Source organism: Pseudogemmobacter humi, from assembly GCF_900609055.1.
GTDB classification, from domain to species: Bacteria; Pseudomonadota; Alphaproteobacteria; order Rhodobacterales; family Rhodobacteraceae; genus Pseudogemmobacter; species Pseudogemmobacter humi.
In genome coordinates, this window is record NZ_UXAW01000138.1 from 18545 (window position 1) to 40260 (window position 21716).

At 61.7% G+C, this 21716-nt stretch carries 18 protein-coding genes; 1 reads left to right on the plus strand and 17 read right to left on the minus strand.

Features of this window, described 5'->3' with window-relative positions:
* The 17 genes from XINFAN_RS21150 to XINFAN_RS21230 all read right to left on the minus strand — a co-directional run bounded on the left by XINFAN_RS21150 (position 1) and on the right by XINFAN_RS21230 (position 20687).
* Positions 1-771 (minus strand): glycosyltransferase family 2 protein, encoded by a 771-nt coding sequence (locus tag XINFAN_RS21150; protein WP_124088823.1) that lies wholly within the window; start codon positions 769-771, stop codon positions 1-3.
* Between the two features lie 135 nt (positions 772-906).
* Positions 907-1341 carry an LbetaH domain-containing protein gene (locus XINFAN_RS21155; protein ID WP_199286500.1) on the minus strand — a complete coding sequence of 145 codons (435 nt, stop codon included), beginning with the start codon at positions 1339-1341 and terminating at the stop codon, positions 907-909.
* Between the two features lie 149 nt (positions 1342-1490).
* On the minus strand, positions 1491-2672 hold the full coding sequence (locus XINFAN_RS21160; RefSeq protein WP_199286501.1) for a glycosyltransferase: 1182 nt from the start codon (positions 2670-2672) through the stop codon (positions 1491-1493).
* Entirely contained in the window at positions 2669-3790 is a 1122-nt protein-coding gene (locus tag XINFAN_RS21165; protein WP_124088825.1) for a glycosyltransferase family 4 protein, read from the minus strand. The genes XINFAN_RS21160 and XINFAN_RS21165 overlap by 4 nt, the downstream gene beginning before the upstream one ends.
* Positions 3787-5085 carry a lipopolysaccharide biosynthesis protein gene (locus XINFAN_RS21170; protein ID WP_124088826.1) on the minus strand — a complete coding sequence of 433 codons (1299 nt, stop codon included), beginning with the start codon at positions 5083-5085 and terminating at the stop codon, positions 3787-3789. Before XINFAN_RS21170 ends, XINFAN_RS21165 begins: the two co-directional genes overlap by 4 nt.
* Positions 5082-6581: a hypothetical protein gene (locus XINFAN_RS21175; RefSeq protein ID WP_148087164.1), complete on the minus strand. Its 1500-nt coding sequence runs from the start codon at positions 6579-6581 to the stop codon at positions 5082-5084. The genes XINFAN_RS21170 and XINFAN_RS21175 overlap by 4 nt, the downstream gene beginning before the upstream one ends.
* A 7-nt stretch (positions 6582-6588) precedes the next feature.
* The gene (gene fcl, locus XINFAN_RS21180; RefSeq protein WP_124088828.1) at positions 6589-7536 is read right to left on the minus strand and encodes a GDP-L-fucose synthase; all 948 of its coding nucleotides are present in this window, start codon (positions 7534-7536) and stop codon (positions 6589-6591) included.
* Positions 7537-7543: 7 nt separating this feature from the next.
* The gene (locus XINFAN_RS21185) at positions 7544-8500 is read right to left on the minus strand and encodes an SGNH/GDSL hydrolase family protein (protein ID WP_124088829.1); all 957 of its coding nucleotides are present in this window, start codon (positions 8498-8500) and stop codon (positions 7544-7546) included.
* Positions 8501-8680: 180 nt separating this feature from the next.
* Positions 8681-10456, minus strand: coding sequence for an acyltransferase family protein (locus XINFAN_RS21190; RefSeq protein WP_124088830.1), 1776 nt, complete (start codon positions 10454-10456; stop codon positions 8681-8683).
* Between the two features lie 4 nt (positions 10457-10460).
* On the minus strand, positions 10461-11579 hold the full coding sequence (gene gmd / locus XINFAN_RS21195; protein ID WP_124088831.1) for a GDP-mannose 4,6-dehydratase: 1119 nt from the start codon (positions 11577-11579) through the stop codon (positions 10461-10463).
* On the minus strand, positions 11576-12871 hold the full coding sequence (locus tag XINFAN_RS21200) for a WcaI family glycosyltransferase (RefSeq protein WP_124088832.1): 1296 nt from the start codon (positions 12869-12871) through the stop codon (positions 11576-11578). Before XINFAN_RS21200 ends, gmd begins: the two co-directional genes overlap by 4 nt.
* 114 nt (positions 12872-12985) lie before the next feature.
* Entirely contained in the window at positions 12986-13186 is a 201-nt protein-coding gene (locus XINFAN_RS21205; protein ID WP_124088833.1) for a hypothetical protein, read from the minus strand.
* A gap of 14 nt (positions 13187-13200) precedes the next feature.
* Positions 13201-13767 (minus strand): sugar transferase, encoded by a 567-nt coding sequence (locus tag XINFAN_RS21210; RefSeq protein ID WP_233352463.1) that lies wholly within the window; start codon positions 13765-13767, stop codon positions 13201-13203.
* Between the two features lie 410 nt (positions 13768-14177).
* Positions 14178-15509: a polysaccharide biosynthesis/export family protein gene (locus XINFAN_RS21215; RefSeq protein WP_199286503.1), complete on the minus strand. Its 1332-nt coding sequence runs from the start codon at positions 15507-15509 to the stop codon at positions 14178-14180.
* A 147-nt stretch (positions 15510-15656) separates the two neighbouring features.
* Entirely contained in the window at positions 15657-16271 is a 615-nt protein-coding gene (locus tag XINFAN_RS21220; RefSeq protein WP_160144700.1) for a YjbF family lipoprotein, read from the minus strand.
* Between the two features lie 8 nt (positions 16272-16279).
* Complete coding sequence (locus XINFAN_RS21225; RefSeq protein ID WP_160144701.1) at positions 16280-18307, minus strand: YjbH domain-containing protein; 2028 nt, start codon at positions 18305-18307, stop codon at positions 16280-16282.
* 241 nt (positions 18308-18548) lie between these two features.
* A complete protein-coding gene (locus tag XINFAN_RS21230; RefSeq protein WP_160144702.1) occupies positions 18549-20687 on the minus strand; it encodes a GumC family protein in 2139 nt (712 codons plus the stop codon).
* 303 nt (positions 20688-20990) lie between these two features.
* Here XINFAN_RS21230 and XINFAN_RS21235 point away from each other — a divergent pair.
* On the plus strand, positions 20991-21716 hold a 726-nt coding region (locus XINFAN_RS21235; RefSeq protein ID WP_199286502.1), incomplete at its 3' end, for a hypothetical protein.

A 21716-nucleotide genomic window follows, 5' to 3' on the forward strand; every position in this document is an offset into this window, starting at 1 on the left:
TCAGTCCGGCATGTCCGAAAAGCGGATCCGGTCATAGAGGCGGGGCAGAGCATGGCGAAAGCGGTTGGCCAGCAGCTTGCCATGATAGAGCAGCAAAGCCAGCGGCAGGGCCAGCCGATATTCCTGTCGCAGGATGCGCCAGTGCTCGGCATTGATCCGTCGCCGATGGTCGTTGCGCTGCGAAACGCCCCCCCTGAGGAAATGGCAGATCACGCCGGGAAAGTGCAGCACCTGCCGTCCCGGACATGCCAGAATCCTGCTGGTCAATGACCAGTCTCCGGCAAAGCGGTAGGCCGGATCATACCCCGCTGCCAGCCGGTCCCGCCGATAAAGGATCGCCTGGTGGTGGGTGAACATCGCATAGCGGTTCCAGGCCGGGCTGCGGGCCGGTTTGAGCCATGTCCCGCCGGTCATGTCCCGCTCGATGCTGTCGCCATAAAGCAGATCAGGGCGCGCAGTGCCGAGAAAAGCGGCAAGAGCCGGCAGAACGTCATCTGACGCGAAGGCATCACCTGCATTCATGAAGATCACATAATCGCCCCGGGCCCTCATGATCCCCTTGTTCATCGCATCAAAGATCCCGCTGTCGGGTTCGGAAACCCAGAGGAGGTCCTGGCGGTTTTGGCTGCTCAGCCATGCTGCGGTGCCATCCCGGCTGGCGCCGTCAATCACGATCCATTCATAAAGTCTGCAATCTGCCGGCAGCGAGGCCGCAGTCTGCCGCAGCCCTTCGAGATTGTTGAATGTGACAGTCACAACCGAGAAGAGCATGGTGATGACCCCGTGATGGCTGGGCGCGGCGCAGGGTTTGGTCCCGGGCCGGATATCACCATTATGAATGGGGTAAGGTTAATGCATTCCTAACGCATTCTGCTCCGCTCGGGCCCCTTCGGTCTCAGGCAGGGATCAGCGGCTGAGAACCCGGGTCGAGACTTTTCGGCCAGGGTTGCCGGCATAAACCCCCCAGGGCTCCAGATCGCGCATGACCACAGCGCGGGCCCCGACGACGCAACCTTCAGCCACCCGGCAGCCGGGCCCGATAAAGGCTTCGGCTGCCACCCAGGCATCGGGGCCGATCTCGATCGGCCTTGTGATCAGCGGCAGATCAGGCTGCCGGATATCGTGATCGCCACCGCAAAGGAAGCTGCGCTGCGAGACAATGGAGCGTGTATGCAGGGTGATTTTGTTCATATTGTAGCAGTTCACCCCGCCGGCGAGGATGGTGTGATCTGCCATTTCAAGATTTGGCGGATACCAGACACGCGCCGAGCCGCGCACATCGGCATGTTTGCCGATCTTCGCCCCGAAAAGGCGCAGCAAAAACACCCGCCAGACCCGCATCTGCGGCGGTGTCCAGGAGGCAAAGAGAAGCCAGGTCAGATTCCAGACCGCACGCAAAAGAATGTGGCCGCGCGAAAACGGGCTGCGCCCGAGGGCTGAAGGTGTTGTATTTTCCGGCGTGTCAGATGGGGCGGGGCGTAGCTCGGTCGTCATCGCTTGTGTCTTTGTCTGGTCTGTGCGGCCCGCTCCAGAGCCGCCGTCAGATCGCGGGCGGCAGCTTCAACGGTGAAGTTCTTCTCATAGACCGCGCGCGCGGATTTTCCCATGGCCAGGCGGGCTTCAGATGTCATCGCCTCCCATGCGGCGATGACCTGCGCGGCCCCTTCGACCGTATCAGGGGCGACGATGCCGCCGCCACCGGCCTCGATTTCGCGCCAGATGTTGATCTGATTGGAAATCAGCACCGGCTTGCCATAGGCCAGCGCCTCCGCGACGGCGATGCCGAAATTCTCCTGATGCGAGGTCAGGACAAAGGCCCCGGCGCCCCGGAAAGCCCCGGCCTTGGCCGACCCCTTGACCATGCCCGGCCAATGCACGCGGTCAGCAAGCCCGAGCGCGCGGGCCTGGGCCTGAAGACGCTCGCCCAGATCACCATGGGAGGGGCCCGCGACGACCAGTTGCAGGTCAGGGCGGCGGACGGCTTTGGCGAAACCTTCGAGCAGCAGATCGACCCCCTTTTTCTCATGAATGCGGCTGAGGAACAGGAGATAGGGGCGGTCGCCCAGGTCAGGGACAAACGCGCGAAAAGCGGCTTCATCCCCGGCGCCTTTGGGCGGAGCCTCGGCGGCGGCATAGGCCAGCACCCGGGGCGTGTAGCGATACCCGAAGAACACGCCCTCAGCGAGGCGCTTCTCCTCCTCTGAAGTAAAGAGCACCTCGTTTGCGTCGCGTAAGGCCCGGCCCTGGACAGTCCAGAACAGCTGCTTGGCCCAGTGCTTCAGCGGATAGGCCTTGCGGAACCAGGGATCCATCATCCCATGGGTGAAGATCACATAGGGCAGGCCCGCGCGGCGCAGCCCCTGCCAGCCGCCGACAGAGGCGTGGTTCCACAACCCGTGGATCACGGCGGCATCGAACCTCTGCCCGTTCCGGGCAATCCAGGCGGCAAGCTTTGGCGTATAGCCATAACGACGCGGTGTCGGCCCCATGCCATGCACCTTGCAGGGAAATTCGGCAATGCAAGGCGCGTCCGGCGCATCCAGAGTAACCGCCTCGATCTGCTGGCCCCAGCTTTCCCGCAGCGGGATACCCTGTGCCAGTCCCTGCACCGGACCGCCCGAGGCCCGATCAACCGAGGCGATGATATGGAGGATGCGCAGGGGGGGGCTCATGCCATAACGTCTTTCAGGAGTTGGTCCAGGTTCGCGGTAAAGCGCGGCATCATGTATTGAGATGCGACCTTGTCGTGACCGGCTTCTCCCATCCGTCGGGCGAGCGCAGGGTCCTTCAGAAGCGATATCACCTTGTCGGCAAGTTGTCCCGGGTCATCATGAGGAATGGCGAACCCATCCACGCCGTCGCTTACGACCTCATGTGCTGCATCGGCGGTTCCGCAGATGACGGGCAGGCCCCGCTGCCATGCCTCAAGAAAAACGATGCCGAAACCCTCTTTCTCGGATGGCATAACGAAGATCTCGGCCTCGGCATAGGCACGGGCGAGATCCTCGTCGCTGACGCGGCCCGAGAAGATGACGGAATCAGCGACACCCAGATCCCTTGCCATCTGTTCCAGACCCGGGCGCAGGACGCCGTCGCCGATGACCTGGTATTTTGCCTCGGGAATCTCCTGAAGAATGCGGGGCATGGCCTGCAGAACCGTGTCGTGGTGCTTGCCTCCGTCATGGGCGGCCAGCCGCGATACCGTCAGGAGGTGGGGGGCGCCGGAGCTGTCTTTTGCGGGGGCGGCAGTCAGCGCATCAACGGCATTCGGAAAGACCGAGAACGTGCTGGCCGGCAAGCGAAAGCTTTTGGCCATGCGCCCGGCGGTAAAGGCCGAGACCGAGGCTACCCGGTTGAGGCTGCGGGCAAGAAGCGGCTCCCACCAGCGGACAGGTCGAGTGCCGGGGGTGCCCCAGACATCATGGCCATGGACGAAAAGCACGACCCTGAGCCGGGGCCGGCGGAGCCTGGCCAGCAGAGCGAAAGGCAGCAGATTCACATGGCCAAGCAGCAGGATATCGGCAGATGTCACCGCCGTCAGCAACTGACGCGCGAACTGTATCCGCGAGGCACCGCAGGCGTGGAAGCGCACTCTTTCCGGCCGATCAGCAACATCGGTGGGCTTATCGCCCTTCAGAACCACCACCGGATGAGGCGCATGCGCGTTTTCCGCCAGCGAGGATAACGCCGAAACCACCCGCCGATTGAACTGCTGCAACCCGCCGACCATCGAATAGCTTTCAAGGGCCGCAAAGACGATGCGGCCCGCCTGTACGTCCGCTCTGCTCATACCCTGTCTCTATCTTGTATTTGTTGCCTCATATGGCTGCGACGGAACTCAAGGGCAACGGTCGTGAACATGCCCGCTTGCGCGAGAAGTATCATGAGAGCGACCCCCGTCGTTGTGGGCCAGGCAAGCGATGCCAAGATTGCCACCGCGGCTGCGGAGGTCATCAGGACAGGAAGATGACGGTGTCGGTTGAGTGCGACCAGCGGCGCGAACAGGCTGTTCCAGAGCATTTCGAGGGCAACACCTGCCACCATCAGCCAGACGAGCGTGGTAACCGGCGCTATCTTGCCGCCTGAAATCATCTGCACCCCCAAGCTGCCAAAGGGGAGGCACAGGGCCAGGTAAAGCGCAAATCCGATCAGAAAAAGAACCAGATGGCGCTTCAGGCTCCGCTGGAACCGTAGCGTATCGCCTGCCCCGGCGGCATGGCTGTATTCGGGCGTGAACGCGTAGGCCAGCATGTTGGCCCCCGACATTCCCAGACGGGCGACCGTCCGCGTCACACCGAAAAGCGCCACCGCCGCAGGCGTTGCAAAGGCACCGAGGATAACGAGAGGAGCCTGGATCAGCAGCGCGTTTGAGATCGGCACCAGCATGTAGGAGAGCGATGGCCCCGCAAGTGCTTGCAAACGTGCCCGCTCCAGATGGGCAAAGCTGAGCCGCAACCACGGGGCCTTGCGTGCGAGCCAGCCAAGCGTCCCGATCGTGAACCCCATCCGCACGACAAGTCCCACAATCGCTGCCGCGACCAGCCCGCCACCCGACAAGGCAACGCCAACCACACCCATCGCCTCTACCAGACGGCTGGTGGCTGCAAGGCTGGCCTCGGTCGCGGCCATTCCCTCGCAGCGCAGCCCCGCACAGGAGAGCAGAAAAAACTGGTAGACGAGCACCGCTCCGAATTGCAGCAGTAGCACCTCGCGCGCGGTAGACAGGCTTTCCTCCCCGAGGTCAAACCAGTGGTCGAGCGGTGCAGCCAGAACACCTAAAGTAAGGGCCGCCGCAAAACCCGTACAGCCGATCAGAAGCAGAACGAAAATGCTTTGATAGGTGACAAGCGCGCCATTCCTGTCGCCTTTGGCCACCCGCATGGTCATGTCGTTCTTGGCGATGAAGGTGAAACCGAAATCCGCCAGCGCCAGATAGCTCGGAATGGCCGTCAACAGCAGCCAGACGCCAAAGCGGTCGACCCCCCATGCCATGATCAGAAAAGGCACGGTCCCGAGCTGGATCGCGAAAGTGACGACCTGGCTGTAAAGCTGAGCAAGCAGATTTCGGCCGACCATGGTCTTCAAAGCGCGAACTTCCCGATACGTATTTGGCGCGAGAACATCCGCAGGAAAATCAGAACGGTGAGGATGATGACAGGTCCAGTCCGAAAGACAAACGGGATAACCTGATCAATTTCTTTTTCAACCATCTGGAAGGCGATCGCCACGACAAACACGCCAAAAACTCTTCCTTTAATATTTCCAAAAAAGTAGTTTGAAAAAACAAAAAAAGGCAGAAGGAGAAGCCATGGCAAGCATATCACTCCCAAAAGCCCCTGAGCTGCCAAAGAGCTGGCTGTAAAACCTATGACCGGTCGCGCAATGGATGTGTTTGCCCGTATGCTGTATTTCCAGGCAATCAAATCTGGCCCGGTTTCTGGATCTTTGTCTATTAACACGGAGGGCATAACGGATTCCCCTATCTCTTCGAAGAACGGAGAAACCCCCATAGTGCCCATGGAATCCAAGCCACGCGCGACTTGATCAATGGGCAAAATTAAGGAAAATCGATCTATGTTTTGTGCATCAGGATATATGTAACTTCCATATTCATTGTAGCTGTAGGTAAAATTTTTCATGAATGCGCCTTCTGCAACAGACAGCGCGGCTGGACTGAACCCATGCTGTTCTATCAGCGTATACATACCTGTGATCCGCTCCATCACAGTCATGTCACGAAATCCAGTACGCATCAGGTGGATCGCGGGGGAGATAAATAGAATTACGGTTGCCATAAGAAGTCCGAATAATGTAAGAACCCTAGGCTTGACCTTTATGTCGAAGGCGTAGACGGAAACAACTCCCAGTAGCGCAAAGTCTAGGATATTCTTCTTTGTATTTGTTATCACGGAAAGAATGGCAATCGCGACCATGACTATAATAATCGTGGCCCCATAAGGTGATGTGCGACGCAGGGAGTATAGCCTCAGCAAAATCACACAGGCAAGAGACAGAATAAATTCGAAGGTGCCAAACCCTCCAAAACCAGAGCCAATATCGGCTCCATCCTTGATGCTCGGATTAAAAAGCACGTGAAGAATCCGGGTTGCAAAACCCATGATAAATAACGGAATCAACGCATTACGCATGAAGACGGGGGTTTCAATTCTCGCACCAATCGGCGACTGGCGGCTGCCCACAATCAGGTCCGCGGCTATGGCGCAGCTCGTAATAGAACAAAACCCTATGAACAAATAGGCTGCCGATTGCACAGGAACCATCAGGTTCTGTTGCAGTGGCTGGGCGAGGATCGCTTTCATCAAAAGGGCCGCATAACCGGAATAGGCGGATAGCAGGAAGATGAAAAAATCCGAGTAGCGCGGATTTCCCTTCATCAGGAAACCCGCCCCGATCAGCGAGATCACTGTAAAGACAAAAATCAGGATCAGCATCGATCCTGTCGTCAGATGAATGATACCGAGCAGGATGGCGCTGATCGCATAGAGTTGGGCGAAGGTGTTTTTCCACCTCGTCGATGCCAAGGGGGCAGGGCGTCCAGCGAACTGGTTAATCAGAGCCATAATCTGTCTATGCCGCTTCGATGTCTTCATGCGCGAGAAAGGCGCGATAGGCATCCCGGATCCCCTCCTCCAGGTTACGCACCTTGTTCCAGCCCATCGCATGCAGGCGGGCGCTGTCCATCAGCTTTCTCGGCGTGCCGTCGGGTTTGGTCGCGTCGAAAACCAGTTCGGCCTCATAGCCCACCACCTTCGCGATGGTCTCGGCCAGCTCGCGGATCGTGACCTCGGTGCCGGAACCGACGTTCACATGCTCATGGCCGGAATAGCTCTTCAGCAGGAAGACCAGCGCATCGGCGAGGTCGTCGCAATGCATGAATTCGCGCAAAGGCGTGCCGGAGCCCCAGACCACCACCTGTTCAGCGCCGGTCACCTTCGCCTCGTGGAACTTGCGCAAGAGCGCTGGCAGCACATGCGATGAATTCAGGTCGTAATTGTCGCCCGGGCCATAGAGGTTGGTCGGCATGGCCGAGATCCAGTCGCGGCCATGTTGCTGGCGGTAGGCCTGGGTCAGCCGGATCCCGGCGATCTTGGCGATCGCATACCATTCGTTGGTCGGCTCCAGCGGGCCGGTCAGCAGACTGTCTTCCGGGATCGGCTGCGGCGCCAGCTTCGGATAGATGCAGGAGGAGCCGAGAAACAGCACCCGCCCGACATCATTCTCATGCGCGGCTTGCAGGATATTCGCCTCGATCATCAGGTTCTGATAGAGGAAGTCGACCGGGAAATCGTTATTGGCCTTGATGCCACCGACTTTGGCTGCCGCAAGCACGATGGCATCGGGCTTTTCCTCTGCCATCCAGGCGTGGACCTGCGCCTGCTCGACCAGATCGACCACATCGCGGCCGGCCGTGATGACCTCGCAACCCTCGGAGGCCAGACGGCGGACAACGGCGCCGCCGACCATGCCGCGATGGCCGGCGACCCAGATACGTTTGTTGGTGAGGGCGTAGGTCATGTGAGGCTCATTCTTTGGGGCCGGGCACGGCTGCTTCGGTCATGCAGCGCTCAATGGCACGCGCAAGTGCGGCTTGCCCGGTGGCGGTGAGGTGCAATCCGTCCAGGTAGATCTGGGGGGCAGCACCCTCATTGCGATAGTCATCGGCAGCTTCAACGACAGGGATGCTGGCCACCTTTGCAAGATCGCTCATTTCCGCGAAGCGGGCGAGGCCTGTTTCGCGTCGCCGGATGGTCTCTGCGTCCGGGACAGGGGCCGGTTCCAGTTCCAGCCTTGAAGGATGCAGGACGAGGCAGACCGGAATACCCTGTGCTGCGAGCCCGGCCAGAAGATCCTGATAATCCTGCCGTCCCGCCGCGAGGTCGGCTTGCTGCTGGTCTGCGGATACAGGCGGCAGCGGCGCAGGCTTCAGGGAGGCGGGCAGATAGCGCGGCAGATAGCGGATGAGCGCCTCTTGCAGGGCGAGGACCGGGGCTTCGGTCGGGTGGGTGTTCGGATCAAGCGGCGCGAAGGTCGGCACGTCCGGCAGATCATCGCTGTTGAGCACCACGACGATCCCGGCAAGCGGCAGATCGGCATTCGCTCTGATCGCCGCCAGCTCATTCGCAGGCCCCCAGGAACCGGCGCTGAGATTGGCGACCATCCGCGTTTCATCTGTCAGGCGCGAGGTGGCGAGATCAGCCTGGTCCACCTGGCCACCGGCAAAGGGAATGCTGTCGCCGACCACCAGCCAGATCGGCCGGGTTTCACCGATCAGCGTCGGGCTGCGCATATGCCGCTCGTTGGTTTCGAAGAGATTGCCGAAACGGTGCAGCGACTGGCTGGCCTGCAGGCGGTATTCCACCTCTGGGTCGGTTTCATAAAGCGGCGGCGTACCGAGGCCCAGGCCGAAGCGCGCAAAGGCCTCGGCCCCGGCAACAGACGTCAGAAAAAGACCGACAAGGATCAAGAGCGCACGACGCATCGCCTTACTTCTCCGCCGCCACCCGTCGCTCGACGGCGATACCAACCATGCCGCGATGGCCGGCGATCCGGATACGTTTATTGGTGAGGGCGTAGGTCATGAGGCTTCCCGTGCGCTTGATGGAAAAATTCAGGTCTTTGTCGTTATGTCGGATTGAGGTGAGATAAATGGCATATTCAGCTATATCTTATCGCCAAGGATTGCCATGAGGTTTGTAAAGCCCGAGATCTTTTTGGCGAAGTATACAGCCCTATATTTTGTCAGATGCACCCTATCTTGCGACAAGGGAAGGCTATCGTCATCGAACACTGGCAAGGTGCGCCCATCACCGATGATACCGATTATGTCCATGTAGCGGTCGGGGGCGATTTTCGCGCGAAAATCGTCGTTCAGAGCCAGCGTTTCCGCAGGAACCGCAACACGAGTATCAGGACGATCATTTTGCGCAACCCTGGCAAAAGGGTTCATGTTGTAGCCGAAGTTCTTTGGACCAAGAATCAGGATTGGAGCTGCGGTCGTGCTTTCCAGCTTGTTCATCGTTTGCAGTACGCAACCTCCGGAACTCTCGGCAGTAAGAATGACAAGATCCGCTTCCTTCAGCAGACCGTCCAGTTCATGGGAGCTGTTCTCGTCGACACGAGGACAGCTTGACAGGTCGGCTCTATAAACGAGATTCCGCGTCTCAATAATACCAGCTTCGATCAGAACATTGGAAAAGTCGCGTGCGGTACTGTTTCCGCCGACCAGGATATTCATCCTGCTGTTTTTCGGGAAGGCGGAGGAAGCATATTCCCTCACTCTTTCGTTGTAGGAAATGTAGAGATCCCCGGTTGATGTCATATTCGGGAACACCCGGTCCGGACGGCCATCCGTCTTATGCAAGTAAAGGCCAAACGCCAGCAGGGTGACACTGATCAGGCCGCATGTGCAGATAAGCGTCCGGAAGGAGATTGTCCTGGTGTTGCGGAATGGTTGTTCGATAAAACGCCAGCTCAGCCACGCCAGGCACACAGAGACCACGCTCAATCCGGCCATCAAAAGGGAGGATGGAGGCTCGAGGGCGTATATGCGGGCAAAGGCAAAAAGCGGTTGATGCCAGAGATAGAGCGAATAGCTGATTAACCCAATCCAGACCATCGGAGGCAAAGTAAGAATACGATGGCACAAGGTTCCTGTACGACAAAACAACAGGACCAGTGCCGTCCCGGCTACAGGAAGAAGCGTATAGGCTGAGGGAAATGGTCGCGCCTCGGTATAACTGAACACCGCGATGACAATAGCGATCAGTCCTGCAAACGCCAGAAATCCATCCGCCTGACAGGTGCGCCGGGGAAGAAAAACGCAGGCTGCACCGATCATCAACTCCCATGCCCGCCCGATTGGCAGGTAGAAATTCTCACTCGGGAAATGCCTCCAGCCGTATTCTGCAAAGAGGAAGCTGGAAATTCCAATAATGATAATTCCGCCCAGCACCGCGCGCTGACCAAATCGCCAGAGCAGTAGCATCAGTGGCGGAAAGACGATGTAGAACTGCTCCTCTACTCCCAGACTCCATGTATGAAGAAGAGGTTTGAAGCCGCTTTCAAGATCCCAGTATCCCGAAGTTATAGCCAGAAGGATGTTGTTGGAGAACAAAAGGGTGGCAACAATACTCTGGCCGAAATTTGCCAGAAACTCGGGCAACATCCAAAGCCATGCAAAGGGGATGCAGGCACATATCACGACCAGCAGGGCCGGCATCAGGCGCCTTGTGCGCCGTTCATAGAAGCGAACAAATGAAAACCGCTCCTTGGCCATTTCATCACGCAAAATGGTCGTGATCAGAAAACCCGAGATGACGAAAAAGACATCGACGCCGACGAAACCGCCGTGAAATAAAGGCAGACCAGCATGTGACAGCACCACCGGCACAACGGCGATACTCCGCAATCCGTCAATCTCTGCCCTGTAGCGCATCCTCTCAGCCCTCCATGCTCACCGGCACATCGTGCCCATGGGCTTTCAGGAAGGCATGGCGCCTGGCCACTTTCAGATCCTCGGACACCATCTCTTTGCACATTTCCTGCACGGTGATCTCGGGCACCCAGCCGAGTTTCTCTTTCGCCTTCGTCGGATCGCCGAGCAGGGTTTCCACCTCGGCAGGGCGGAAGTAACGCGGGTCGATGCGCATGATCACATCGCCGGGTTTCACCGCCGGGGCCTTGTCGCCCGAGACCGAAACCACCGTCGCAATCTCCTCCACACCCTCGCCGGTGAAGGACAGCTCAACCCCAAGCTCGGCCGCCGACCAGGTGATGAACTGGCGCACCGAATATTGCACGCCGGTGGCGATGACGAAATCCTCCGGCGCCTCCTGTTGCAGCATCATCCATTGCATGCGGACATAGTCCTTCGCATGGCCCCAGTCACGAAGACTGTCGATATTGCCCATATAGAGACAGGGCTCCAGCCCCTGGGCGATATTCGCCAGCCCGCGGGTGATCTTGCGGGTGACGAAGGTCTCGCCGCGGCGCGGGCTTTCGTGGTTGAAGAGAATGCCGTTGCAGGCATAGATCCCGTAAGCCTCGCGGTAATTCACCGCGATCCAGTAGGCATAGAGCTTGGCCACCGCATAGGGCGAGCGCGGCCAGAAAGGCGTCGTCTCGCGCTGCGGGATTTCCTGCACCAGACCGTAAAGCTCGGAGGTCGAGGCCTGGTAGAAGCGGGTCTTCTGCTCAAGCCCGAGGAAGCGGATCGCCTCCAGCAGGCGCAGGGTGCCGATGCCGTCGACATCCGCCGTGTATTCCGGCGCCTCGAAGGACACCGCGACATGGCTTTGCGCGCCGAGGTTATAGACCTCGTCGGGCTGCACTTCCTGGAGGATGCGCGTCAGGTTCGAACTGTCGGTCAGATCGCCGTAATGCAGCTTCAGCCTTGCATTGTCGATATGCGGGTCCTGGTAGATATGGTCCACCCGCTGGGTGTTGAAAAGCGAGGCACGGCGCTTGATGCCATGCACCTCATAGCCCTTTTCGAGCAGGAATTCGGCAAGGTAGGAGCCGTCCTGGCCGGTGATGCCGGTGATAAGGGCCGTTTTCATATCTGTCCTGATCTGCTGGTCATGGGGTCTGTCACGGAATCCGTCACGGCGGCGGCGGGCAGGGTCTTGCCCGTCAGCTCATGCGCGGCATGGCGGAAACGCCCGAGAATGCGGGTGCTGTCCCATTGCTCCAGCGCACGGTCGCGGGCGGCGCGCCCGAGCGTCTCGCGCTGGTCGGGCGCGTCGAGCAGCGCCGTGATCGCCCCGGCCAGCGCCGCCGCGTCGCCGGGCGGCGTGACGCGGCCGCAACCGGCGACGGCCTCGGCCAGCGCGGTTCCCGGCTCGGCGGTGGCAAGGACCGGGCGGCCCGAGGCCAGCATATTGGTCAGTTTCGAGGGCAGCACCGAATCCGATACGCCCGCGATCTGCGGCAGCAGATGCAGGCTCGCCAGCCCCATGAGATCCCCGAGCCGCTCCAGCGGTTGCAACGGAAAGAAGGAGATATTCTCCAGCCCCGCCGAGAGCGTCTTCAGTTCGTCGAGGAAGGGGCCCTGGCCACAGATCACGAAGCGCAGATCCTTGCGATGGGCCAGCAGCCGGGCGGCGTCAGCCAGGATCTCAAGCCCCTGTTTGTTGGCGATATTGCCGGAGTAAAGCAGGACATGTTCTTCGGTGATGCCGAATTCGGCGCGATAGGGCGAGGGGCCGGTCAGCGGCGCCACGGCATCGAGCCGCGCCCAGTTGCGCAATTCAAAAATCCGCGCGGGCGGCAGCCCCTTTTCCGACAATTTGCGCAGCATCGGCCCGGAGATCGTGCTGACCCTGTCGAAGCGGCGATGGATCCAGCGATCAAACCGTTCGGCGATCCGGCCCGCGAAACCGTCTCTTTTCAGCAGGCCGGTGGCGAAAGCGGCCTCGACCTCGAAATCCTGCACATGCAGCCAGAGTTTCGCCCCCGAAAGCCGTGCAAGCGCCCAGGCCAGCGGCGCCGGCAGCAAAGCGGGCGCAACCACCAGCACCATATCCGGGCGTCCGATCAGGGTTTTCCAGGCAAGAACCGGCAGGGCCGTCATGGCAAATGTCGCATGATGGATTATGCGCCGCGCCCCCGAGGGTTTTGCCGGCACATAATGCGGGCAGCGGACATAGCGCACCCCCGACCCGAGGCGGCCGCTTTTCCACAAAAAGCGCGAATGCCCGGGAAAGATCTTCCAGGCCGGGTAATAGGGCTGGGCGGTGACCACGCTGACCTCATCCCCCGCCCTGGCCATCATCTCGGCAAGATCGGTTGTGTAAAGCCCGGTCGAGATCATTTCTGGGGTGAAATTTATCCCCAATATCAGCAGCTTCATGATCTTATCCCAGAGCGCAGACCGAAACACGGTTGTGGTTTTTTCCGGCTCTCAGGCCGGCGGGGCCGCCTGGCCATTTCTGCGCCCGGATATTTCTCATTCTTACAGGGATCGTCAGGCGCGCTGCAAGAGCCGGGCAGAGCCGAGCACGACAAGAGCGACCGGCCAGATGGTGCACAGCGCAAAGCCGATCACCCGGAACAGCGGCGAAGAGATGCCGTTACGCTTCTGTTCGCGATAGGTGAGGGTGATCGCAATCAGCGACACCAAGAGATAACCCAGAACAATCACCTGAAAGAAAATCGATTCAGTCATACCGGAGTCTCCGCTCATTTCCCGGTCGCGCGCAGCACGATCCTGACGGTCTGAAGAATGATGCCGATATCCTTCGCGAAGGACAGGCGGTGGCAGTAGTCCTCGTCAAACTGCGCGCGGGCGCTGAACGAAACCGCATTGCGATCGGAAACCTGCCAGGATCCCGTCAGCCCGGGGCGCATCCGGTAATAGGCCGTGCCGGGGTAAAGCACCTGCTGCCCGACCATCATCGGCCGCGGTCCGACCAGGCTCATATCGCCACGGATCACATTCCACAGCTGCGGCAGTTCATCGAGCGAGGTCTTGCGGATGAAATGACCGATCCGGGTGATCCGGGGATCCTGATCGAGTTTCTGGTGCAGATCCCATTCCTTCCTGCGCGCAGGATCCTGCGCAAGATAGCTGTCGAGCACCTTGTCGGCGTCACGGACCATGGAGCGCAGCTTCCACAGCCGGAAGGTCCGGCCACCCCTGCCGATTCGCAATTGCGTGTAGAACGGCGCCTTGCCGATCCAGAGCGCAACCAGCAGGATCACAGGCAGCGTGACGGGCAGCGACACCATCACAAGCAGGATATCCATCAGGCGTTTGCCAAAGGCATTGTAGAGCCCCTTACGGGTTCCGGCCTGCTGCGCGAAAGGGCTGTCAATTTGCGCAGATTCGCCCTCACATGGCGGAGAAAATGTCCCGTCAAGCATAGAGTTCTCCGAAATATTCGAGCGACATTCATACAACTTGCAAGTGTCTCACCTGCAGAAAAACTCGTTCTGACAAATCTGTGGGCTTAACCTGGAGATTGTTTCCGGTTTGCCATGCAACTCATGACAGAGTCAAGAAACTGCGCCGTTTCCGGAAAAAACGCGACCGTATTTTAAGCAGGATCTGCACGGATTTTCCGCAAACCGGCATAAACCCGCTCAATCATTGCATGTATCGACAGGCGGGCATCCTCCGGGGCGCGGATGCCTGCCTGTCGCCGGCCGGGCGCCGGTCAGTTTGAGGTCAGATTGTCCAGCGGAATGGTGATCAGGCTGGGCGTAAGCTGCGATATGACACGGTCCCATTTGGTGACCGGCTGTTGGGCGATAAAGATCACATCATTGGGCCGCAGCTCGAACCGGGTCGCCAGCATCAGCCCCGCCGCGGCCCCGGCGTCGAGATGCCAGGCCGTCAGCGCCCCGAACTCACGCGGATCGGGCGAGCCGCGCAGCACATAGACCTGTTTCGGATTGCCGGTTTTCGCAGCTATCCCGCCCTGGTCGAACAAAGCGTCGGCCAGGGTGGCGCTCTGATCGAAAGGCAGGGGCCAGCGGCCCTGTTTGCCGACTTCGCCGCTCAGATAGACATAGTCGCGCTTCTCGGCGCCCAGTTCCAGCCGCGCATTGAAATTCTGCCGCTGCTCCTCCAGCTCGGCGCGGCGGATGTCGATTTCCTGGCCCAGGGATGCAATCGCCGCGCCGCGCGCGCCCTGCAGCGCGAGCTGTTCCGAGAAATAGGCTTCGGCCCGGCTCAGGTCGTAATCGCTGTCGACAAAGACCGTATCGCCATCGACGAGGCGCAGCTTCTGATAGCTCTGGGTGCGCAGGAAGGCGGTGACCGGGATCTCGTAAAGCTCGCCGCCGCGATAGATGCGGATCACCGCTGTGTCGCGGTCCGGCGCGGCGATGCCGCCCACCGCCGCCAGCGCGGTATCGAGGGTCAGCGGCGTCAGGGTGACCGGCGCCACGCCCGGATTGGCCACCGCGCCGCCGATCGGCACCTTGCGGGCGTTGAACTCGGCCACTTCGAGGCTGAAGCTCGGATCCATCTGGCGCTCGACAAGGCGCTGGAACACCGCCGCCTCGGCCTCTTCCAGCGTCAGCCCCGCGATGCGCACCCGGCCGACATCGGGAATGGCGATCGCACCGTCATCCTGAACGGTATAGCCCTGACGGTTGTTCTGCGCGGCCAGCAGACCGGAAAGTTCCGCCACCGAATTGGCGGGCGCCTTGGTCGCAAGCAGCACCACATCCCCCACCCCGATCTGATAGGGGCCCGGCTGAATGGCGGGGGGCAGCCTGGTCGCGGGCAGGCCCTGGCGCTGTTCCGGCAGATGGGCCGGTGCCGGCAGGCCGCGCGCCATGGAGCCATGGGTGCCGGCGGTGGCGCGGAAGGCCTCGGGCAGCGCGCGCGGGTCATAGGGCTGGCGGTTGGCGGCCAGCGTGGTCTCGGGGGTCAGCGCGATCACCCGCACCTTGGTGCCGTCGACGATCCCCTCGCGGATGCTGGTGCTCTGATAGGCGCTGCCGCAGCCGGCCAGGGTCAGGGCAAGCCCGGAAAGCATCACGGCCATCGCCCTGCCGAATGCCTGGCCGAAAACTCTGTCGGGGATCATGCGGAGGGGACGCGGATTACGCATGGCAAGGGGCCTCGCAGAGTGAAATGACGGAGGAAATCGCAGAAAGAACGACGGAGCGAACCATGGGTGGGCTCATGGCATGAACAGGATATCGACCGGGCCAAGCGCCGGATCGAAGGTCTGAATGCTTTGCAGGATGCGGCCATCCTTCACCCAATGGGTCGCCGAAAGCGCGCCGCGCGGGGAATGGCAGGTCTCGTTCACCCGCAGCGCCATGGTCCATTCGTTTTCGCCGATCCGGATCTTCTCAGAGTTTGCGGGCAGGATGTCGCAGATATAGGACCGGATCTCCAGCCGGTCCTCGCCGTCAAGCAGCCGGTAGATGCGCGGCAATTGCCCGGAACGGCCGGCAGCGATCAGCGCCGCCGCCGCGCCCGGATCCGAACTCATCAGATCATGGCCAAGGCCACGGGTGCCGATGATCAGCCCGTCTCTGGTATAGATCTGCACATTGTCGCTGGCCTGCCAGCGCCGGACCCCGTCGCGCCCCCCCGCCTCGTGCAAAAGCGCGGCCTGGCCCGCTTTCGGCAGCCGCACGATCAGCCGCGCCGCGCCCTCGGGCGGGGCAGCGGCTTCGCCGGGAACGCTGCCGCCATAGCGGTCAACCATCTCCTGCGCGACCCTGCCCGTGCAGCCCGCCAGCAGCAGCCCCGCACAAAGCAGGCAGAGGGTCGTTTTCCGTCGCATTCCCCGCCTCATCGCCAGAACCTTCCCCAGCCGATGCCCTGGGCGGCCCCGGTCCCGTCATGGGTCAGGCCGTAAAGACGGTTGCGGATGGAAAGCCTTGCGCCGCCATCGCGCTGGATCGGGCGGATCACCTGGCCCACCCTTTGCCGGGTCGGCTGGCCGGTGATCCAGGACAGCGGCAGGCTGATGGTGATGCCTTTGTCGAAGGAGCCCTCGCCGAAATCGTCAAAGCTGATATCGGTGAGGGTGAAGAAAGCGCCGACCTCGAACCCGTTGCCGAAGCGCCGCGTAAGGGTGAGGGTCGAGCCTGTATCCCCGGCCAGATAGCGCCCGGCATCGACCTGGGCGTGATAGCCCCGGCCGAAATCGTAATAAAGCGAGGCATGGCCGGTCAGCACATCGTAATCGAGAAAGCCCAGAGCCCCGTCATAATCGCGCTGCGCCACATAGTTCAGCTCAACGCCCAGGGCATAGGGCCGGTCGGCCGGCGCCCAGAGGATCTCGCCCGAGACACCACCGAACATCTTCTCGAAGATCCCGGCACTGACGCGGCTGTAAAGATCGGGGCCGGGCCGCGCGAACCATTCCGCCGTCGCCCAGGCCAGCCACGGCCCGTCATTCTTCGCATAAAGCGCCGCATCCGAGCGCACATGCTGCTGGATCGAATCCGAGATCCGGGTGGATGTGTCGAGATTGCCGACCAGTTTCTGCCGGATCGCGCCCGAGAAATAGAGCCCGCCCCCCGGCATCCATTCGCCCTGCAACTCGGCCCCGAAATCCATCCGCAGCGGATTATCCGGGTCGAAGAACGCGGTTTCCGTATAGGGCAGCAGCCGCAGCGAAGCCAGGTTCTCAAGATCGAGACGCGGATCGGGCAGCGCGCCCGCATCACGGATATCGGCGCGGACAAAGGCCTGCCAGGCCCCGTCGGGCGCGAATTCCAGCTCTTCGAGATCCGCGCGCGACAGCGTGACATCCTTCAGCGCCATGCCACGGTCATAGCTGCGGATGCGGAAACGGGTGATATCCTGCGGCAGTTCCGCGCTCAGGACGCGGGCAGTACGCCCCCAGGCCTGGGCCGTATTGCCCCATTGCTGGTTGCTGATGGCGACGATGGCGGTTTCACCGTTCAGGCTCAGCCCCTCGAAGCGGATCCCCTGGGCGGAGAGCGCCTCCTCCAGCCGCGCGCGCTGGCCGGAGCCGGAGAGATCGCCCCAGCTGGCAAGGCTGGCCGTTGTGCCCCGCGAAATCGCGGGCGGCGCGGTTTCGCGCCCCGAAGGCGCAGAGGGGCGGGCGGGATCGAGAGACAGCGTATAGCTCAGCGACGCCTCGGAGCCGTGCAGCACCGCAAGCCCCAGCACGCCGCCATTGTCGAAACGGTATTCGATCCCGAGATTGACCGGCGAGCGATGCCGGTATCCCATCCGGCTGGTTTCCTGCTCCATCGCATCCGAGGAATACTCGAAGCTCAGTTGCAGTTTCGGAGTCACCTGCCAGTCAACCCCGAGAAACAGCGCGGCATCGCCGCGGAAAAAGCGGTCGAACCCGACACGGCCGGTATCGGCGATGCCGGTAAAGCCGCCGCGGGTATCGAAACGGTCGGAAAGAACGGAAAGCGGGTTCCTGAAACTGCCGTAAGAGCCGAAGCGGCCCCAGCCGATCCCGGCCGAGGCGCTGACGCTCTCGCCGAAATGTTTCGAGGCGACGAGATATTCCGCCGAGAAGATGCCGGTGCCGCCGAAATCCTGAAGGCCGACCGACAAAGCCGGGCGCCAGCCGTTCGGGTTCTCGGTCAGGATCTGATAGCGCAGATCGAAGCTGCGGTCGTAAAGCGATCCGCCATTGGAGAAATAATTACTGAGATAGGAATAGCGGAAGACGCCGGTTATCCGTGGCGAGATCTGAAAAGCCATGGTGGCGCGCCGGACATCCGGGCCGAACTGGTTCAGCGTGAAGGCGAAAGTGCCATCGGGCAGCGCCCAGGCCGACGGCATGTCGATATGGCCCGGCACCCCATAAGAGGAGAGGCCCGGCATCCTGCGATCCCCGCTCTCCTGCCCGGCGTCCCGGGCCTGCGCCGGCAGAGCAAGGCCAAAAGCGGCCATAAGCGGGAACAGCGCCGGCAGGGCCCGGAAACTCCGGGGCGCTTTTCCGTCATGTCCCGAAAGGAGGTCCGCTGGCAGGCGTCGCATCTTTCCCGTTTCCAATCGATCCTGCCCAGGCATGGCAGGCTGTAATTCCACAATGCCCGGCATGGGCGCATAAAGCTGATCCGGCTTATGAGGCCCGGTCGCCCTCCTGGGTATAGTAGCTGTTGCCGTAGCTGGCATAGGCTCCATAGCTGTCGCCATAGCCATAGCGGCGCATTCCCTGGGGATCGACCCGGGCCAGCACGAAACCGGCAGGCCGGATATTGACCAGCGCCAGCTGATCCATCGCCGCCCGGATCTGTTCGGCGCCGGTGCGGTCCCAATGGACGACAAAGATCACCGCATCGGCCTGTTGCGCGATGATACGGGCATCGGGCACCACCAGGACCGGCGGCGTGTCGATCAGGATCACGTCATAAAGCCCGCGGGCCTCGGCGATCATCGCCGCGAACCGCTCGGAAGAGAAAAGATCGGCCGCATTGATCTTGATCTTCGATTCCGGCAGCACGTCGCCGATCCCGGCGATGTTCTGCACCGCATCCCGGAGCCGCACCCTGCCCTCGATCACCTCGCCGATGCCCGGCTTATCCTTTGCGATACCGTCGAAATATTCGTTCAGCGGCGAAAGCCGCACATCGCCTTCCAGCACCAGCACCTTGCGGCCAAGCGCCGTCATGTTCTGCGCCAGGGCCAGGGTGGTGGTGGTCTTGCCCTCTCCGGGCACCGAGGAGGTCAGCATGATGACCTGGGGCGGCTTGCCGGCCGAAGACAGCAGGATCGAGACCCGCAGATTGCGGATGGCCTCGGCCGCAGCCGAGGCCGGGTTCCTGGCCAGATAATCCAGCACATCCCGGCGGCCGCGCCCCTCGATCTTCGGCACCTGGGCAAAGACCGACTGGCCGGTCAGCGCCTCCAGCTCCTGCGAGCTGCGGATCCGGTTGGCGGTCATTTCCCGAAACAGCACGATGCCGGTGCCCAGCATCAGGCCAAGCACCATCGACATGGCGAGGATCAGGCTCTTGCGCGGCGCCGAAGGGGCGTCGGGGATCACCGCCTGCGACAGGATCCGGCTGTCGGGGCGCTGGATCCCCTGCTGGGCCAGGGTTTCTTTCAGCTGGGTCTGGAACTGATCGTAAAGCAGCTGATTGGCCTCGGCCTCGCGCATCAGCTGATCGAGCGTCACGAGATCGCGCGACTGTTTCTCGAAATCCGCCGCCAGTTTCTTCTCGGACTCCCGCAGCGGGATGTCCTGGGCCTCGATCCGTTGCAGATCCTGCCTCGCCTGGGCGGTGATCCGCACCAGAGCGGCATCGAAACTGCGGGCCGCCTCTGCATCACCGGCCGCAATCTGCCCGGCAAGGCGGATCAGCGTCTCATCGCCGCTGACCACGGCCTTCGCCATCGGATCAGCCGCCTCTCCGATCTGCGCGACGCGCAGCCGCAGGTCAGCCGCCTGCTGCGCCTGCAATTCGATCCGGCGGCGGGTTTCCTTCAGCTGACGATCCAGCGCGCCAAGGCTCTCGATATCGGTGACGCTGGTCGTGGCGCGGAATTCGCGCACCGCCGCCTCGGCCTCATCGACATTCTTGCGCATCACGATCACCTGGCCGCTCAGCCAGTCAATCGCCGCCTCGGTCGCCTCGAAGCGGACCCGCATCTGGTCGTCGATGTAAAGCCTGGCGATCGTATCGGCGATGGTGGCCGATTTGGCGGCGGATTCGGTGGTGACCGCGATCTGGAACACCAGGCTGTTGGGGATGTTCGAGATCGTCACCTGATCCAGCAGCGCGCCGATGGTCGCAGCCCGTTGCAGTGCCGCCTCTTCCTCCGGCGGACGGACCGGCGCCTCGGGGCTGAGCCCGATGCTGCGGCGCAGCCTCAGGCCCAGGCCTTCGGGCTGCAACGCCCCGTTGAATTCCGGATCGGCGGTCAGGTCCAGATCATCGACAACCCGCCCGATCAGGGTGCGGCCCCGCAACACCTGGACCTCGGTATTGACGGTCGAGGAATCGGTGGAAAGCCCGCCGAGGATCGCGCTCAGCCCCATGCCGGAATTTTCGCGCGCATCCAGCATCACCACGGCATTCGCCGAATAAAGCGGCACTGCGACACGCCAGGCATAGATCCCGGCAAGGATCATGCACAAAAGCGCCGCACCAGACACAATCAGCTTTTCGCGCCAGAGCGTCCTGAAAAGCGCAAGCAGGTCAATCGTATCATCCGAAGCGGTGGCCTCCGGGGCTTCGGATGCCGGCGAAAATTTCATATGGTCGACTCCTGCTGAAAACACGCTCCGGACATATCCCACACCACCAGCCGGAACCGGCCATCTGCGCATATCCATACAAACCCGGATGAAGCGAGCAATCCGTCACCGTTTAAACAGGAGCCCCCACCGGGCAGGCCCCGCCCCCTCCGCAATGCTGCAAGGCAGCGGATATCGTTCCGTAGCGGGCAGCGTACGCTCCTGCAAGACCGCAGCAACCTTCATCGGCGAGTATCCGGTTTCGCCGGAAGCCCGTTTGCCGCTTTTCCGGCACCTGTTCATGTCTCGCCACCGGAGCCCGCCATGCCCCTGACCAGCAGCCTGATCACCGGTCGCCTTCCCCTGCCGACGGGGCAGCCCTTCGCCGGGGGAAAGCTGATCTTCACCCTTTCCTCCTGGGACCGCGAGGGCGCGGATATCCTGCTGCCCGCCGCCCTTGTCGTGACCATGGACGAGACCGGGGCCTTGCCGGAAGGTTTCCGCCTCTGGCGCAACAGCGAAGGCCTGCGCGGCACGCATTACAGCGTGACGGCCCAGTGGGATGAAAGCGACCGCGCAAGGGGCTCGGTCCAGCGCGAGGTGTCGCTGGGCACCATCCAGATCGGGGGGGCGGCGGAATATGTGCTGGGAGATCTGCTTGGGAACAGCGTCCCGGCCGCCACGCCCAGCTTCTGGGTTCAGGCCTCCGAGGCCGTGGTAGAGACGGTTCTGACCGCCGCCAGCGCCCTGGAGGGGTTCACCGCGCCGGGCTATCTGGCGGCGACAGAGGCCGCGGGGACTACGGCCGGGCTGCGGGCGGCCGAGGCCGCCTCGGATGCGACCCGCGCCGAAGCCGCCCGTATCGCCACCGAGGCCGCGGCGCTATCGGCGCAAAGCGCGGCGCTGACACTGGCCAGCTGGAGCGCGTTGCAGGCGATCAGCGGTGTGGCTACCGGCACCGGCGCCGAGGTGCTCGATCTCGACACCGGCACGCATACCGATCCTGTCGCCGGCGGCACGGTGGCCAATGCCGGGCGCTACAGCTGGTCT

What these genes read in the sequence shown, in the direction of transcription:
- XINFAN_RS21220 (WP_160144700.1), bottom strand. Translation starts at nt 16,271, where the DNA reads ATGCGACGGAAAACGACCCTCTGCCTGCTTTGTGCGGGGCTGCTGCTG.
- XINFAN_RS21155 (WP_199286500.1), bottom strand. Translation starts at nt 1,341, where the DNA reads ATGCGGGTCTGGCGGGTGTTTTTGCTGCGCCTTTTCGGGGCGAAGATC.
- XINFAN_RS21215 (WP_199286503.1), bottom strand. Translation starts at nt 15,509, where the DNA reads ATGCTTTCCGGGCTTGCCCTGACCCTGGCCGGCTGCGGCAGCGCCTAT.
- XINFAN_RS21185 (WP_124088829.1), bottom strand. Translation starts at nt 8,500, where the DNA reads ATGCGTCGTGCGCTCTTGATCCTTGTCGGTCTTTTTCTGACGTCTGTT.
- XINFAN_RS21230 (WP_160144702.1), bottom strand. Translation starts at nt 20,687, where the DNA reads ATGAAATTTTCGCCGGCATCCGAAGCCCCGGAGGCCACCGCTTCGGAT.
- XINFAN_RS21160 (WP_199286501.1), bottom strand. Translation starts at nt 2,672, where the DNA reads ATGAGCCCCCCCCTGCGCATCCTCCATATCATCGCCTCGGTTGATCGG.
- XINFAN_RS21190 (WP_124088830.1), bottom strand. Translation starts at nt 10,456, where the DNA reads ATGCGCTACAGGGCAGAGATTGACGGATTGCGGAGTATCGCCGTTGTG.
- XINFAN_RS21210 (WP_233352463.1), bottom strand. Translation starts at nt 13,767, where the DNA reads ATGGATATCCTGCTTGTGATGGTGTCGCTGCCCGTCACGCTGCCTGTG.
- XINFAN_RS21165 (WP_124088825.1), bottom strand. Translation starts at nt 3,790, where the DNA reads ATGAGCAGAGCGGACGTACAGGCGGGCCGCATCGTCTTTGCGGCCCTT.
- XINFAN_RS21150 (WP_124088823.1), bottom strand. Translation starts at nt 771, where the DNA reads ATGCTCTTCTCGGTTGTGACTGTCACATTCAACAATCTCGAAGGGCTG.
- XINFAN_RS21225 (WP_160144701.1), bottom strand. Translation starts at nt 18,307, where the DNA reads ATGCCGGGCCTCTCCTCTTATGGGGTGCCGGGCCATATCGACATGCCG.
- fcl (WP_124088828.1), bottom strand. Translation starts at nt 7,536, where the DNA reads ATGACCTACGCCCTCACCAACAAACGTATCTGGGTCGCCGGCCATCGC.
- XINFAN_RS21205 (WP_124088833.1), bottom strand. Translation starts at nt 13,186, where the DNA reads ATGACTGAATCGATTTTCTTTCAGGTGATTGTTCTGGGTTATCTCTTG.
- gmd (WP_124088831.1), bottom strand. Translation starts at nt 11,579, where the DNA reads ATGAAAACGGCCCTTATCACCGGCATCACCGGCCAGGACGGCTCCTAC.
- XINFAN_RS21175 (WP_148087164.1), bottom strand. Translation starts at nt 6,581, where the DNA reads ATGGCTCTGATTAACCAGTTCGCTGGACGCCCTGCCCCCTTGGCATCG.
- XINFAN_RS21200 (WP_124088832.1), bottom strand. Translation starts at nt 12,871, where the DNA reads ATGAAGCTGCTGATATTGGGGATAAATTTCACCCCAGAAATGATCTCG.